Annotated in this window: 9 protein-coding genes; 7 read left to right on the top strand and 2 right to left on the bottom strand. The window is 72.5% G+C overall.

All coding sequences use genetic code 11. The annotated features are described in order from the left end of the window. Positions 1–16 precede the first annotated feature (16 nt). Positions 17–1,192 carry a trypsin-like serine peptidase gene (locus tag ACZ7IF_RS33200; RefSeq protein ID WP_470979255.1) on the bottom strand — a complete coding sequence of 392 codons (1,176 nt, stop codon included), beginning with the start codon at positions 1,190–1,192 and terminating at the stop codon, positions 17–19. 262 nt (positions 1,193–1,454) lie between these two features. Here ACZ7IF_RS33200 and ACZ7IF_RS33195 point away from each other — a divergent pair, with 262 nt between their 5' ends. The 5 genes from ACZ7IF_RS33195 to ACZ7IF_RS33175 all read left to right on the top strand — a co-directional run bounded on the left by ACZ7IF_RS33195 (position 1,455) and on the right by ACZ7IF_RS33175 (position 10,213). Continuing rightward, positions 1,455–2,864, top strand: coding sequence for a diaminobutyrate--2-oxoglutarate transaminase family protein (locus ACZ7IF_RS33195; protein WP_470979252.1), 1,410 nt, complete (start codon positions 1,455–1,457; stop codon positions 2,862–2,864). 673 nt (positions 2,865–3,537) lie between these two features. After that, positions 3,538–5,457 (top strand): IucA/IucC family protein, encoded by a 1,920-nt coding sequence (locus tag ACZ7IF_RS33190; RefSeq protein ID WP_470979387.1) that lies wholly within the window; start codon positions 3,538–3,540, stop codon positions 5,455–5,457. 31 nt (positions 5,458–5,488) lie between these two features. Continuing rightward, positions 5,489–6,163 carry a GNAT family N-acetyltransferase gene (locus tag ACZ7IF_RS33185; RefSeq protein ID WP_470979249.1) on the top strand — a complete coding sequence of 225 codons (675 nt, stop codon included), beginning with the start codon at positions 5,489–5,491 and terminating at the stop codon, positions 6,161–6,163. Between the two features lie 170 nt (positions 6,164–6,333). Continuing rightward, a complete protein-coding gene (locus tag ACZ7IF_RS33180; protein ID WP_470979247.1) occupies positions 6,334–8,190 on the top strand; it encodes an IucA/IucC family protein in 1,857 nt (618 codons plus the stop codon). A 52-nt stretch (positions 8,191–8,242) separates the two neighbouring features. Beyond that, the gene (locus tag ACZ7IF_RS33175) at positions 8,243–10,213 is read left to right on the top strand and encodes an ATP-dependent DNA helicase (protein WP_470979244.1); all 1,971 of its coding nucleotides are present in this window, start codon (positions 8,243–8,245) and stop codon (positions 10,211–10,213) included. 124 nt (positions 10,214–10,337) lie between these two features. On the opposite strand, the gene lexA is transcribed toward ACZ7IF_RS33175, so the two are convergent. Continuing rightward, entirely contained in the window at positions 10,338–11,129 is a 792-nt protein-coding gene (gene lexA / locus ACZ7IF_RS33170) for a transcriptional repressor LexA (protein ID WP_125602045.1), read from the bottom strand. 551 nt (positions 11,130–11,680) lie between these two features. On the opposite strand from lexA, the gene nrdR reads away from it, so the two are divergent. Both nrdR and ACZ7IF_RS33160 read left to right on the top strand, forming a co-directional pair. Then, entirely contained in the window at positions 11,681–12,196 is a 516-nt protein-coding gene (nrdR, locus tag ACZ7IF_RS33165) for a transcriptional regulator NrdR (RefSeq protein WP_079431988.1), read from the top strand. A 134-nt stretch (positions 12,197–12,330) separates the two neighbouring features. Then, positions 12,331–15,213, top strand: coding sequence for a vitamin B12-dependent ribonucleotide reductase (locus tag ACZ7IF_RS33160; protein WP_470979240.1), 2,883 nt, complete (start codon positions 12,331–12,333; stop codon positions 15,211–15,213). Positions 15,214–15,341: the final 128 nt, after the last annotated feature.

Raw genomic sequence — 15,341 nt, 5'->3', positions numbered from 1 at the left:
TCCGGGTCCCGGCCTGCTACTTGAACTTGGCGCTCACCGCGTCGTAGATGCCCTTGGCCTCAGGACCCAGCTTCGGCCCGGCCAGCCAGCCGGCCTTCGCCGGACCGATCGAGGTGTTCGACACCAGCGCCGGCTTGCCGTCGGCACCCGCCGCGACCCAGCCGCCACCGGACGAACCGCCCGTCATCGTGCAGCCGATGCGGTACATCACCGGGTCGGCCTGCTTGAGCGCCAGCCGGCCCGGCTTGTCCGCGCACTGGAACGCCTTCTGCCCGTCGAACGGAGCCGCCGCCGGGTAGCCCGTCGCCGTGATGCTCGCGACCTTGCCCACCGCCGGAGCGTTGAACTCCACCGGCAGCGCCGTACCGACCGTCTCCTCCAGCGACTTGCCGCCGCCCTTCTCCGGCGTCACGTGCAGCACCGCGAAGTCGTACGGGGCACCCGCGCCGCCCGTCGGACCGCCGGTCGCGATCCACTGGTCGGAGGTCTGCGCCCAGTCGCTCCACCACACGCCGTACGGGGCGACCTGCTCGCGCGGCGCACCCTTGAGCGCCGCCGCCGGCTTGCCCGCGTTGTTGTAGGACGGGACGAAGGCGATGTTGCGGTACCAGCCGCCGGCCTTGCCCGCGTGCACGCAATGGCCCGCCGTCCAGACCATGTTGGACTTGCCCGGGTGGGCCGGGTCCTTCACCACGGTGGCCGAGCAGACCATCGAGCCCTCAGGGCCGTCGAAGAAGACCTTGCCGGACGCCGGGACGCTCGTGTGGTACGGCGAAGCCGCCGGCTGGGCGGTCACCGGAGCCGGGGTCGGGTCGGTGACGCCCTGGTCCTTGCCGGCGTCCGGGTCGACGGCCGGGCGCTGCGGCTGCTCCGCGTCACGCATCCGGTCCGGGTCCCAGAGGCCGTCGATGATCGGGTTGACGTAGTCGCCCGCCTCGCGGAGCCAGTCCTCCTTCTTCCAGTTCTTCCACGCGCCCCCCTTCCACTTCTCCAGGTCGAAGCCGTGCTGCTTGAGCCTCTCCTTGAGCTCGTCCGGAATCTTGATCCCGTCCGCCGCGCCGGACGGCAGGGGCGCAGCCACGGTCGGCTTGGCGTCTGAGCCGGCCTCCCCGTCGCCGGGTCCGCAGGCCGAGGCGGTCAGCGCGAGCGCGGCCGCACTGAGGAGCGCGGTGACCGGTCGGTTCGGTCGCATGTCGTAAATCCCCCTGGAGTTTCGAGGTGTTGGGACGGAGTCGATCGGGGTGGATCGCAGCACCCCACTATGCCGCCGAGGTCTAGGACGGCCGGCCCCGGGTCGATGGTTCCTGCCGCGGCCTCCCGGCCGAACCGCAAGGATCTTCGGCCCACCCGTGATCCGGAGCCGTCACCGTCGTTGGTACGTACGGGGGATGGTGCAGCAGCGTTCGTGTTCGAGGCGCAATCCGGAAGAGCAACCTGCGGGAGGACCGACAGTCGTGGCCGTGACCGAACCGACCGCAGCCGAGGCCTCGCCCGGGGGCGCGGGCGAGGCCGCACCACGGACCCCGGCGCACGCGGGGAGACAGGTCCCGGTGCAGGGCCGGCGGGGACCCGCCTCGGCGGAGGGGATCCTGCGCAGGCAGGCGCTCCGGGAGTCGGCCGCCCGGACCTACGCGCGCTCGCTGCCCATCGTCCCCGTGCGGGCCCGCGGGTTGACCATCGAGGGCGCCGACGGGCGGCGCTACCTCGACTGCCTCTCCGGCGCGGGCACCCTCGCCCTCGGGCACAACCACCCCGTCGTCCTCGAAGCCATCCGCGGGGTCCTCGACTCCGGGGCTCCGCTGCACGTCCTCGACCTGGCCACCCCGGTCAAGGACGACTTCACCACCGAGCTGTTCGAGAACCTGCCGGCCGCCCTGGCCGCCGACGCCCGGGTGCAGTTCTGCGGCCCCGCCGGGACCGACGCCGTCGAGGCCGCCCTGAAACTGGTCCGGGCCGCCACCGGACGAACCGGGCTGCTCACCTTCACCGGCGCCTACCACGGCATGACCGCCGGGGCCCTGGCGGCCTCGGGCGGCGCCGGCGACGTACGGGTGACCCGGCTGCCCTACCCGCAGGACCACCGCTGCCCGTTCGGTGTCGGCGGCGCCGAGGGCGCGCGGCTCGGGGCCCGCTGGACCGAGAGCCTGCTCGACGACCCCAAGGGCGGGGTGCCGCTGCCCGCCGCCATGATCGTAGAGCCCGTGCAGGGCGAGGGCGGGGTGCACCCGGCCCCCGACGCCTGGCTGCGCCGGATGCGGGAGATCACCGCGGCCCGGGGCATCCCGCTGATCGCGGACGAGGTGCAGACCGGGGTGGGCCGCACCGGCGCCTTCTGGGGCGTCGACCACGCCGGGGTGGTCCCCGACGTGATGGTCCTGTCCAAGGCCATCGGCGGCAGCCTCCCGCTGGCCGTGATCGTCTACCGGGCCGAACTGGACGTCTGGGCCCCCGGCGCCCACGCCGGAACGTTCCGCGGGAACCAGCTCGCCATGGCCGCGGGCACCGCCACCCTCGCCTACGTCCGGCGCAACGGACTCGCCGAGCGCGCGGCGGCCCTGGGCGGGCGGATGCTGACGGCCCTGCGCGGCCTGGAGGCGGAACAGCCGTGCGTCGGTGACGTGCGGGGCCGCGGCCTGATGATCGGCGTCGAGCTCGTCGACCCCGACACCGGTGCCGCCGCACCCGCCCTCGCCGCCGCCGTGCGCCAGGAGTGCCTGGACCGCGGCCTGATCGTCGAGCTCGGAGGCCGCCACTCCAGCGTCGTCCGCCTGCTGCCCCCGCTGACCCTGACCGACGAACAGGCCGCAGCCGTCCTGGACCGGCTGGCCGACTCCATCCCCGCGGCCGCCCGCAGGCCCCACTGACAGCACGCCGAAGGACCCCTCGATGCCCGACCCCTCCACCACCCCCCGCCCCGACGCCCCGGACACACCGCCCCCCACCCACCCCGCCCCGACCCCCCTCGCCGGGCCCCCGCCCCCGCCCCCGCCGGCCCCGGCCCACCCGGGCACCGCCCCCCTCGCACCGGCCCCGGCCCACCCGGCGCAAGCCCCGACCGCCGCTGCGGTCCCCCCGGCCCCCGCCCCCCTCGCCGGGCCCGCGCCCGCCCCCCTCGCGCCGGCCCCGGCCCACCCGGCCCCCGCCACCCCGGCCGTCACCCCCGGCGGGCTGCCGCACGCCACTGCCCCCGCTCAGGCGGCATCCGCCGCCCCTGCCTCCGCAGCCGCGCCTGCTCCGGCTCACCCGGCAGCCGGCCCCGGCAACCCCCCGGCCCAGGCCCCGGCCCAGGCCCAGGCCCCGGGCCCGGCCGCCACTGCCCCCGCCCCGGTGCGGCCCGCAGCCGCCCCCGACCACCACCCGGCCCCGGAGCGCCCGGCCGCCGCCCCCGCCCCGGTGTGGCCCGACGGCTCTGTCCGGCCGCCCGCAGCCGGGCACCCGGCCGGCTCCCCGCAGCCCGAGGCGCCCGCTGCCGCGCAGCTGCCGCCGGGGCCCCGCCCGGACTCCGCGCAGCCCGAGCGGCCCGCGGCATCCCCGGCGGTGGACCGGGATCAGGCGGCCCCCGGGCGGGCCCAGGCCGGAGCGGAGCCCGCGCCCGTGCCCGGAGTCCCGGCGGCGCAGGCCGCCCCGGCCCACGCCCCGGCGGGCACCGTGCCCCGGCAGAAGGACGGCACCCTCCGCCCCCGGGTGGGCGGCACCGGACCCGCCGGCCCCGACCCGGCGGCGCTGCCCGACCTGCTGGACCACCCCGACCCGGCGACCGCGGCCGAGTGCGCGACGGTGGAGAACCTGCTGCGGTGCTGGGTCCGCGAGAGCGGTATCGGCCGCCCCGACGGGCCCGTCGGGACCCTGCTCCGCATCCCCCTCCCCGCGTCCGGGGCCGCGCTGCTCGTCCCCGTCCGCTACTGGTCCCCGGCGGGCTGGCACCGCTTTGGCCCCGCCCGCCTCGAAGGCACCCCCGCCCACGCCCCCGCCGTGGACGCCGTCACCCTCGGGGCCCTGCTCGCCCGCGAGGGAGACGGCCGCAGCGGCACCGACCTCGTCGGCCGGGTAGCCGACTCGGTGCGCCGCACCACCGAGTTCATCGCCGACCGCCGCCAACGCCCCACCGGCCCGGCCCCCGTCGCCGGCGACCGCTTCCTCACCGCCGAACAGTCACTCCTCCTCGGCCACCCCCTCCAACCGGACCCCAAGAGCCGCGAAGGACTCTCCGAAACCGAAGTACGCCACTACTCGCCCGAACTCCACGGCTCCTTCCCCCTGCACTGGATCGCGGTCGCGCCCGAGGCCCTCGCCACCGACTCCGCCTGGACCGAACGGGGCCGCCCGGTCTCCGCCGCGCAGCTCCTCGCCCGGCTCGCCCCCGGCCTCCCGCTGCCCGCCGGCACCACCGCCCTACCCCTGCACCCCTGGCAGGCCCGAGACCTCCTCCAGCGCCCCGCCGTCACCGCCCTCCGCGACGCGGGACTCGTCACCGACCTGGGCCCGTACGGAACCCCCTGGTACCCCACCTCCTCCGTGCGCACCGTCCACCGCCCCGGCGCCCCCGCGATGCTCAAGCTCTCCCTCGGCCTGCGCATCACCAACTCCCGCCGCGAGAACCTCCGCAAGGAACTCCACCGCGGTGTCGAGGTCCACCGGCTGCTCCGCACCGGCCTCGCCGAGCAGTGGCAGACCGCCCACCCCGGCTTCGACATCGTGCGGGACCCCGCCTGGGTCGCCGTCGACGCCCTGGACGGCACCCCCGTCCGGGGATTCGACGCCGTACTGCGCCACAACCCCTTCCACTCCGACGACGACGCCGTCTGCGTCGCCGCGCTGACCTCCCTCCGTCCGTGGCCCGGCCGGACCACGATGCGCTCCCGGCTCGCCGACACCCTCTCCCGGCTCGCCGTGACCACCGGCCGGCCCGTCTCCGCCGTCGCCGCCGAGTGGTTCCTGCGCTACCTCGACCACGTCGTCCTGCCGGTCCTCGCCTTCGACGCTCTCGCCGGCATCGCCCTCGAAGCGCACCAGCAGAACACCCTGGTGCTCCTCGACCGGGCGGGCTGGCCCGTCGGCGGCCGCTTCCGCGACAACCAGGGCTACTACTTCCGCGACTCCCGCCGCGCCGAACTGGAACGACGCCTCCCCGGTATCGGCGGCGCCAGCGACACCTTCGTCCCGGACGCCGTCACCGACGAACGCTTCGCCTACTACCTCGGCATCAACAACGTGATCGGCCTGATCGGCGCCTTCGGATCGCAGCGGCTCGCCGACGAGCGCGTGCTCCTCGCCGCCTTCCGCCGCTTCCTCGGCAAGGCCTCGGGCCTCGGCCCGGTCCCCGCGCGGCTCCTCGACTCACCCACCCTGCGCTGCAAGGCGAACCTGCTCACCCGCCTGGGCGGGCTCGACGAGCTCGTGGGCCCCGTCGACACACAGTCCGTCTACGTCACCATCACCAACCCCCTCCACGACTGACGCGCTCCCGCCGACACCGAGAAGAGCCCCGATGCCTCCCACGGACACCACCACGAGCACCGCCGGCGGCCCCGCCTCCCAAGAGGCCACCGCGCACCGCTTCACCGTCGGACTGCTCCCGCTGCTCGCCGAGGCGGACCTCCTCGACTCACCAGCGGGCTGGGGCGCGGCCCCGACACCGGCAGGGGTCTTCCGCCTCGAACCCGTACGGCCGGGCCGGGACCTGGAACTGCTCACAGGCTGGATGAACGACCCCGAGGTGGCCGCCTACTGGGAGCTCAACGGTTCCGCCGCCGTGACCGGGGACCACCTGCGGGCCCAGCTCGACGGCGACGGCCACAGCATCCCCTGCCTCGGCCTCCTCGACGGCAGCCCCATGAGCTACTGGGAGATCTACCGGGCCGATCTCGACCCGGTCTCCCGCCACTACCCGGCGCGCTCCCACGACACGGGTATCCACCTGCTCATCGGAGACGGCACGAACCGGGGCCGGGGCCTGGGCACCACGCTGCTGCGCGCCGTCGCCGAGCTCGTCTTCGACAACCGCCCCCGATGCACACGCGTCATCGCGGAACCGGACATTCGCAACACCCCCTCCGTATCAGCCTTCATGAACGCCGGATTCCGCTATTCCACGGAAATCGACCTCCCCGAAAAGCGGGCCGCCCTGATGATCCGTGAGCGGGCGCTGCGCAATCTGCTCTGACCGCCGCCGGTCATCCCGCTCATCGCGCCATCCCGATCGTCCTGACCGGTTCGCCTCTTCGACCCTGGGCATTCGCTTCTCGGTATTCGGTTCTCGACATTCGGTTTTCAAAGCTCTCATCTCCAGAACTCCGCGTCGCTCAGCAAGGTTCCCGATATCCGAGGAGTCCAGTGCCGAATTTCCCCGCAGCCCCCGACTCCGCCGAGCACGCCGTTCCCCCGTCGCCCCAGCACCCGTGCACGCCACCCGAACTCAACCAGCCCACCTGGGACTTCGCGGCGCGCCGGCTGCTGGCCAAGATGCTCGGCGAGTTCGCGTACGAGGACATCGTCAGCCCCGCCCCGGCGTCCTCGGCCGCCGGCGACGCCTGGACCCTGGCCCTCGACGACGGCAGCAGCCTGGGCTTCCGCGCCCGCCGGCACGCCTACGGCAGCTGGCAGGTCACACCGGACACGATCACGCTGACCCCGCCGGCCCCCTCCACGGAGCCCCCGATCGCGTTCGGCGACCCGTACGGCTTCCTCGTCCGGGCCCGCACCCTGCTGCGTCTCGACGGGCCGACCCTCGGCCACCTGATCCACGAGCTCAGCTCCACCCTCGCCGCCGACGCCCGACTCGACCACCACGCGCTCACCGCCGACGTCCTCGCCGACCTCGACTACGCGGCGCTCGAAGGACACCAGACCGGTCATCCCTGGCTCGTCCTCAACAAGGGCCGCGTCGGATGGTCCGCCGCGGACGCCGCCGCCTGGGCCCCCGAGGCGCGCACCCGGCAGCGGCTGCCGTGGCTCGCCGCCCACACCTCCCTGGCCGAGTACCGGGGCACCGCCGGCCTCGAAGACCCGGCACGGCTCTACGCGGCCGAGCTCGACCCCGCCACCCGTGCGGCGTTCGACCGGATCCTGCGCGACCGGGGCCTCGACCCGCTCCGCTACCTCTACCTCCCCGTCCACCCCTGGCAGTGGGACGAGATCGTCCTTCCCCTCTTCGCCCCCGCCCTCGCTTCCGGCGCCCTCGTGCCACTCCCCGCCGATCCGGACGACAGGATCCCGCAGCAGTCGATCCGCACCTTCCTCAACCTCACCCGTCCCGACCGGCACAGCGTCAAACTCCCGCTGTCCGTCTTCAACACCACCGTCTGGCGCGGCCTGCCCAGCGACCTCAGCGTGGCCGCGCCCGCCGTCACCGCCTGGATCCACTCGCTCCGCGACGCCGACCCCTTCCTGCGCGACGAATGCCGGGTCGTGCTGCTCGGAGAGGTCGCCTCGGTCACCGTCCGCCACCCCGTGTACGACGGGCTCCCCGAGGTCCCCTACCAGTACAGGGAACTCCTCGGAGCGATCTGGCGGGAGCCGCTGGCCGGGCGGCTCGCCCCCGGCGAGCGCGCCCGTACGCTCGCCTCCCTCCTCCACGTCGATCCGCGCGGCCGCTCCTTCACCGCCGAGCTGGTCGCCCGCTCCGGCCTCACCCCCGAGGCCTGGCTTCGCAGCCTCTTCGCCGCCCTGCTGCCCCCGCTGCTGCACTTCCTCTACCGCTACGGCACGGTGTTCTCCCCGCACGGAGAGAACACCGTGGTGATCTTCGACGAGCAGGACGTCCCCGTCCGCCTCGCGGTCAAGGACTTCGTGGACGACGTCAACATCAGCAGTACCCCCCTGCCCGAGCACGCGTCCATGCCCGACGAGGTCCGGGCCGCGCTGCTCGCGGAGCCGCCCGGCTTCCTCACCCAGTTCATCCACTCGGGACTGTTCATCGGCGTCTTCCGCTACCTGTCCGCCCTGTGCGACGACCGGCTCGGCGTGCCCGAGGGCGAGTTCTGGTCCCTCGTACGGGCGGAGATCCTCCGCCACCAGGCCCGCTTCCCCGAGGACAAGGAGCGGCACCGCCTCTTCGACCTGCTGACGGAGCGGATCGACCGGATCTGCCTCAACCGGAGCCGGCTCCACGCGGACGGCTACCGCGACCGCCCGGACCGCCCGGGCGCCGTCGTCCACGGCACCGTGCGCAACCCCCTCCACGGCCCCTGAAGAGTGATCGATGCGTCCGCTGTCGGTGGCGCCCCGTAGGGTTGGCAGTGCTATGACGAAGCCCTCCCTCCCCGACCTGCTGCACGCCGCCGTCTCCGCCGTCGGCGGCACGGAGCGCCCCGGCCAGGTGGCCATGGCCGAAGCCGTCGCCGAAGCGATCGACGACAACTCCCACCGGCTGATCCAGGCCGGCACCGGCACCGGCAAGTCCCTCGGCTACCTGGTGCCGGCCCTCGCGCACGGCGAGCGCGTGGTCGTCGCCACGGCGACGCTCGCGCTCCAGCGCCAGCTCGTGGAGCGCGACCTGCCGCGCACGGTCGAGGCGCTGCATCCGCAGCTGCGCCGGCGGCCGCAGTTCGCCATGCTCAAGGGCCGGTCCAACTACCTGTGCCTGCACCGCCTCCACGAGGGGGTCCCGCAGGACGAGGAGGAGGGCCTCTTCGACCAGTTCGAGGCGGCCACCCCGACCAGCAAGCTCGGCAAGGACCTGCTGCGCCTGCGCGACTGGGCGGACGAGACCGAGACGGGCGACCGCGACGACCTCACCCCCGGTGTCTCCGACAAGGCCTGGAGCCAGATCTCGGTCTCCTCCAGGGAGTGCCTGGGCGCCACGAAGTGCGCGTACGGGGCCGAGTGCTTCGCGGAGGCGGCCCGCGAGCGGGCCAAGCTCGCGGACGTGGTCGTCACCAACCACGCGCTGCTGGCCATCGACGCCATCGAAGGCGCCCCGGTGCTCCCGCAGCACGAGGTGCTGATCGTGGACGAGGCCCATGAGCTGGTCTCCCGCGTCACCGGCGTCGCCACCGGCGAGCTCACCCCGGGCCAGGTCAACCGGGCGGTGAAGCGTGCCGCCAAGCTGGTCGACGAGAAGACCGCGGACTCCCTCCAGACCGCTTCGGAGACCTTCGAGCGGGTGATGGAGCTGGCGCTCCCCGGCCGCCTGGAGGAGATCCCCGAGGACCTCGGCTACGCGCTGATGTCCCTGCGCGACTCCGCGCGCAACGTGATCTCCGCGATCGGTGCCACGCGGGACAAGTCCGTCCACGACGAGGACGCCGTCCGCAAGCAGGCCCTCGCCGCCGTGGAGAACGTCCACGCGGTGGCGGAGCGGATCACGAACGGCTCCGAGTACGACGTCGTCTGGTACGAGCGCCACGACCGCTTCGGCGCCACCCTGCGGGTCGCCCCGCTCTCGGTGTCCGGGCTGCTGCGCGAGAAGCTCTTCGAGGACCGCTCGGTGGTCCTCACCTCCGCCACCCTCAAGCTGGGCGGCGACTTCAACGGGGTCGCGGCCTCTCTGGGCCTCTCCCCGGAAGGGGTGGAGGGCGACGGCGTGCCGGCGTGGCGGGGCCTGGACGTCGGGTCGCCGTTCGACTACCCGAAGCAGGGCATCCTCTATGTCGCGAAGCACCTGGCGACGCCGGGGCGGGAGGGCACCCGCGGCGACATGATGGATGAGCTGGCGGAGCTGATCGAGGCCTCCGGCGGCCGCACCCTGGGCCTCTTCTCCTCCATGCGCGGTGCCAAGGCCGCCGCCGAGGAGCTGCGCGGGCGGCTCGACAACCCGATCCTCCTCCAGGGCGAGGAGACGCTGGGTGAGCTGATCAAGACCTTCGCGGCGGACCCGAAGACCTGCCTGTTCGGCACGCTGTCCCTGTGGCAGGGCGTCGACGTGCCCGGTCCCAGCTGCCAGCTCGTGATCATGGACAGGATCCCGTTCCCGCGCCCCGACGACCCGCTGATGAGCGCGCGGCAGAAGTCGGTCGAGGAGAACGGCGGCAACGGCTTCATGGCGGTCGCGGCCACCCATGCCGCCCTGCTGATGGCCCAGGGCGCGGGCCGGCTCGTACGGGCCTCCGGTGACCGGGGCGTGGTCGCGGTCCTGGACCCCCGCCTGGCCACGGCCCGGTACGGGAGCTTCCTGCGGGCCTCGTTGCCCGACTTCTGGTACACGACGGACCGCAACCAGGTCCGCCGCTCGCTGGCCGCCATCGACGCGAGCGCGAAGGCCGACGGCAAGTAGGGGCCAACCAGGGGCCGGGCCGGGATGCGGCAGCCCGCGGGGAGGTGGCGCGCCCGCGGGCATGCAACAGCTCCGGGACCGGCGCAGTGGGTCCCGGAGCTGGCTGAGGGGCGACGGGCCGGGATCAGACCCGTCGCAGCACGGCGACGACCTTGCCGAGGATGGTCGCCTCGTCGCCGGGGATCGGCTGGTAGGCGGCGTTGTGCGGGAGCAGCCACACGTGGCCGTCCTCCCGCTTGAAGCGCTTGACGGTGGCTTCGCCGTCCAGCATCGCGGCGACGATGTCGCCGTTCTCCGCGACGGGCTGACGGCGGACGGTGACCCAGTCGCCGTCACAGATCGCGGCCTCGATCATCGAGTCTCCGACGACCTTGAGGACGAACAGTTCGCCGTCGCCGACGAGCTGGCGGGGGAGCGGGAACACGTCCTCGACGGACTCCTCGGCCAGGATCGGCCCGCCGGCCGCGATCCGGCCGACCAGGGGGACGTAGGAGGCGGCGGGCTTGCCGGTGGTGTCGGTGGGCTGCGAGCTGGGCTGGTCCGAGCCGCGGACCTCGTAGGCGCGGGGCCGGTGCGGGTCGCGCCGCAGGAAGCCCTTGCGCTCCAGGGCCATCAGCTGGTGTGCCACGGAGGAGGTGCTGGAGAGGCCGACCGCCTGGCCGATCTCGCGCATCGACGGCGGGTAGCCGCGACGCTGTACGGAGTCCCGGATGACCTCGATCACCCTCCGCTGCCGGTCCGTGAGTCCGGAGCTGTCGGCGCGGATGCCTGGAGGTCGCCCTGGCAGGGAGCGTGCGGGGCGCACGGCCTCCGCCTCCTGGTTCTGACTTGCGTCATTCATGGCATGCACCGGCTCGAGTCGGCTCTGGGAGCGGTTCTGGGCAGTGATGGTGGCACTGTCTGCGGTGGTGGTCACGTCGGCCCCTCTCGAAATGTTCTCCCTGGCTGGACAACGGTAGTAGCTTTCGAAAGGTTGCGCCAAACACACGTTCGAGTGAAAAATCGCGGATCCCCCACCTGGGTTAGATCGGCGGGTGTATGGGCGGCCGGTGCGGGTGGCCGGCCCGATGTGGCCGCGGTGGCCGGCGCGGCGGTCAACCGGAATGCGGTTCGGCGCCGGTCCGGACGAACGCGGGTTCGGCTCCGCGTCCGCTCCTTACGGTACCCTTCCCGGTTGGATCGGCCATGCCCGGGCGGGGCCCGGCACTGCGCCCAGTGTGGCATCGGAAGCCCCCGTATCCGGCCATCGGACACCGCGACACGCGGAGCGGCGTAAATCCGGCGCAACCCAAGATCTAGTGGTTGGATGGGCGCGGCCACCCAGAAGTTGTGGTCCTCGGTCTGTCGAGGCCCCCGGGATCGCATATGCTTGTGGCTGCTTCACGAGCCCCCGGCGAAGACTCGCTCTCCGTCGTTGAGGGGTTCCGTGGGGTGATTCAGTCGTGCCAAGAGGAGGGTGAGGGAACCATGCACTGCCCCTTCTGCAGGCACCCCGACAGCCGCGTCGTCGACAGCCGCACCACCGACGACGGAACGTCGATCCGCCGGCGCCGTCAGTGCCCCGACTGCTCCCGTCGCTTCACGACGGTGGAGACGGCCTCGCTGATGGTGATCAAGCGAAGCGGGGTCACCGAGCCCTTCAGCCGTACCAAGGTCATCTCCGGCGTGCGCAAGGCGTGCCAGGGGCGGCCGGTCACCGAGGACGCCCTCGCCAAGCTCGGCCAGCGGGTCGAGGAGGCGGTGCGCGCCACCGGGAGCGCCGAGCTGACCACCCACGACGTGGGCCTGGCCATACTCGGCCCGTTGCAGGAACTCGACCTCGTCGCCTACCTGCGGTTCGCATCCGTTTACAAAGCGTTCGACACCCTTGAAGACTTCGAGACCGCCATCGCGGAACTGCGCGAGCCGCGGCCTCATCCCCATGAGTGCGAGCCCGGAGGGACCCCCCCGGTCGTCCCCGTGCCCGCCTCCGCCGCCGACTGACCGCTCGGGGCCGCAGTGCAGCGCGGCCCGGCCGGTCGTGGGCGAGATTCGTAGATACAAGACACACAGCACTGTGCCGCGGAATAGCGCTGGCACTTTAGGGCGTTTTTGCCCGCATATGGGAGGCAGGCGGCATGACAGAGACGGCGAGCAGCTCGGCACGTGGTTCCCGCGCCAAGGGGACCAAGGCCGCCAAGGGCGGCCTGCGGATCGAGCGCATCCACACCACCCCCGGCGTGCACCCCTACGACGAGGTGAACTGGGAGCTCCGTGACGTCGTCATGACCAACTGGCGCGACGGCTCGGTCAACTTCGAGCAGCGCGGCGTCGAGTTCCCCGACTTCTGGTCGGTGAACGCGGTCAACATCGTCACCAGCAAGTACTTCCGCGGCGCCGTCGGCACCCCGCAGCGCGAGACCGGTCTGAAGCAGCTCATCGACCGCATCGTGAAGACCTACACGAAGGCCGGCGAGGACTACGACTACTTCGCGTCCCCCGCCGACGCGGAGATCTTCGAGCACGAGCTGACCTACGCCCTCCTGCACCAGATCTTCAGCTTCAACTCCCCGGTGTGGTTCAACGTCGGCACGCCCCAGCCGCAGCAGGTCTCCGCCTGCTTCATCCTGGCCGTCGACGACTCCATGGAGTCGATCCTCGACTGGTACAAGGAAGAGGGCATGATCTTCAAGGGCGGCTCCGGCGCCGGCCTGAACCTCTCCCGCATCCGCTCCTCCAAGGAGCTCCTCTCCTCCGGCGGCAACGCCTCCGGCCCGGTCTCCTTCATGCGAGGCGCCGACGCTTCCGCGGGAACGATCAAGTCGGGCGGCGCCACCCGCCGCGCGGCCAAGATGGTCGTCCTGGACGTGGACCACCCGGACGTCGAGGACTTCATCGCCACCAAGGTGAAGGAGGAGGAGAAGATCCGCGCCCTGCGCGACGCGGGCTTCGACATGGACCTGGGCGGCGACGACATCACGTCCGTCCAGTACCAGAACGCCAACAACTCCGTCCGCGTGAACGACGAGTTCATGACGGCCGTCGAGAACGGCACCGAGTTCGGCCTGCGCGCCCGCATGACCGGCGAGGTCATCGAGAAGGTCGACGCCAAGGCGCTCTTCCGCAAGCTCGCCGAGGCCGCGTGGGCCTGTGCCGACCCGGGCATCCAGTACGACGGTGTGATCAACAACTGGCACACCTGCCCCGAGTCCGGCCGCATCACCGCGTCCAACCCCTGCAGCGAGTACATGCACCTGGACAACACGTCCTGCAACCTCGCCTCGCTGAACCTGATGAAGTTCCTGAACGACGACGGCAAGGGCAACCAGTCCTTCGACGCCGAGCGCTTCGCCAAGGTCGTCGAGCTGGTCATCACCGCGATGGACATCTCCATCTGCTTCGCGGACTTCCCGACCCAGAAGATCGGCGAGAACACCCGCGCCTTCCGTCAGCTCGGCATCGGATACGCCAACCTCGGCGCCCTGCTGATGGCGACCGGCCACGCCTACGACTCGGACGGCGGCCGCACCCTCGCCGCGTCGATCACCTCGCTGATGACCGGCACCGCGTACAAGCGCTCCGCCGAACTGGCTGCCATCGTCGGCCCGTACGACGGCTACGCCCGCAACGCCGACTCGCACAAGCGCGTCATGAAGCAGCACGCCGACGCCAACGCCGTCGCGCCGCGCACCGAGGACCTGGACAACGCGATCTGGGCCGCGGCCACCGAGGCCTGGCAGGACGTCCTGCGCCTCGGCGAGAAGAACGGCTTCCGCAACGCCCAGGCCTCCGTCCTCGCGCCGACCGGCACCATCGGTCTCGCGATGTCCTGCGACACCACCGGTGTCGAGCCGGACCTGGCCCTGGTCAAGTTCAAGAAGCTCGTCGGCGGCGGCTCGATGCAGATCGTCAACGGCACCGTCCCGCAGGCCCTGCGCCGCATGGGCTACCTGGAAGAGCAGATCGAGGCGATCGTCGCCCACATCGCCGAGCACGGGAACGTCGTCGACGCCCCGGGCCTGAAGACCGAGCACTACGAGGTCTTCGACTGCGCGATGGGCGAGCGCTCCATCTCCCCGATGGGCCACGTCCGCATGATGGCCGCGATCCAGCCGTGGATCTCCGGCGCGATCTCGAAGACGGTCAACATGCCGGAGTCGGCGACCGTCGAGGAGATCGAGGAGATCTACTTCGAGGCGTGGAAGCTGGGCGTCAAGGCGCTCGCGATCTACCGCGACAACTGCAAGGTCGGCCAGCCCCTCTCCGCCAAGAAGAAGGAGGAGGAGAAGGCCGAGATCACCGAGAAGGCCGAGGAGACCATCCGCACGGCGGTCGAGAAGGTCATCGAGTACCGTCCGGTCCGCAAGCGCCTCCCCAAGGGCCGCCCGGGGATCACCACCTCCTTCACGGTCGGTGGCGCCGAGGGCTACATGACCGCGAACTCCTACCCGGACGACGGCCTGGGCGAGGTCTTCCTGAAGATGTCCAAGCAGGGTTCGACCCTCGCGGGCATGATGGACGCCTTCTCGATCGCCGTCTCCGTCGGCCTGCAGTACGGCGTCCCGCTGGAGACGTACGTCGCGAAGTTCACCAACATGCGCTTCGAGCCGGCCGGTATGACGGACGACCCCGACGTGCGCATGGCGCAGTCGATCGTCGACTACATCTTCCGTCGCGTGGCGCTGGACTTCCTGCCCTTCGAGACCCGCTCGGCGCTCGGCATCCACTCCGCCGAGGAGCGTCAGCGCCACCTCGACACCGGCTCCTACGAGCCGCTCGACGAGGAGGAGCTCGACACCGAGTCCCTCGCCCAGTCGGCGCCCGTCGCATCCGTGGTCAAGCCCGTGGCGATCGCCCCGGTCCCGGCCCCGAAGACTGCGCACAGCAACGCCGAGCTGGTCGAGATGCAGATGGGCGTCTCCGCCGACGCCCCGCTCTGCTTCTCCTGCGGTACGAAGATGCAGCGCGCCGGTTCCTGCTACATCTGCGAGGGCTGCGGCTCCACGAGCGGCTGCAGCTGACCCTGAGCCCGCTCAGGGCATGAATTAGCGGTTCGGGGGGGGGGGGGGGGGGGGGGGGGGGGGGGGGGGGGGGGGGGGGGGGGGGGGGGGGGGGGGGGGGGGGGGGGGGGGGGGGGGGGGGGGGGGGG

Source organism: Streptomyces sp. NPDC037421 (genome assembly GCF_055602105.1).
The sequence above is the reverse complement of the archived record's forward strand: the minus strand, read 5'-3'. Positions and strand labels throughout refer to the sequence as shown.

What these genes read in the sequence shown, in the direction of transcription:
- nrdR (WP_079431988.1), top strand. Translation starts at nt 11,681, where the DNA reads ATGCACTGCCCCTTCTGCAGGCACCCCGACAGCCGCGTCGTCGACAGC.
- ACZ7IF_RS33160 (WP_470979240.1), top strand. Translation starts at nt 12,331, where the DNA reads ATGACAGAGACGGCGAGCAGCTCGGCACGTGGTTCCCGCGCCAAGGGG.
- ACZ7IF_RS33200 (WP_470979255.1), bottom strand. Translation starts at nt 1,192, where the DNA reads ATGCGACCGAACCGACCGGTCACCGCGCTCCTCAGTGCGGCCGCGCTC.
- ACZ7IF_RS33175 (WP_470979244.1), top strand. Translation starts at nt 8,243, where the DNA reads ATGACGAAGCCCTCCCTCCCCGACCTGCTGCACGCCGCCGTCTCCGCC.
- ACZ7IF_RS33185 (WP_470979249.1), top strand. Translation starts at nt 5,489, where the DNA reads ATGCCTCCCACGGACACCACCACGAGCACCGCCGGCGGCCCCGCCTCC.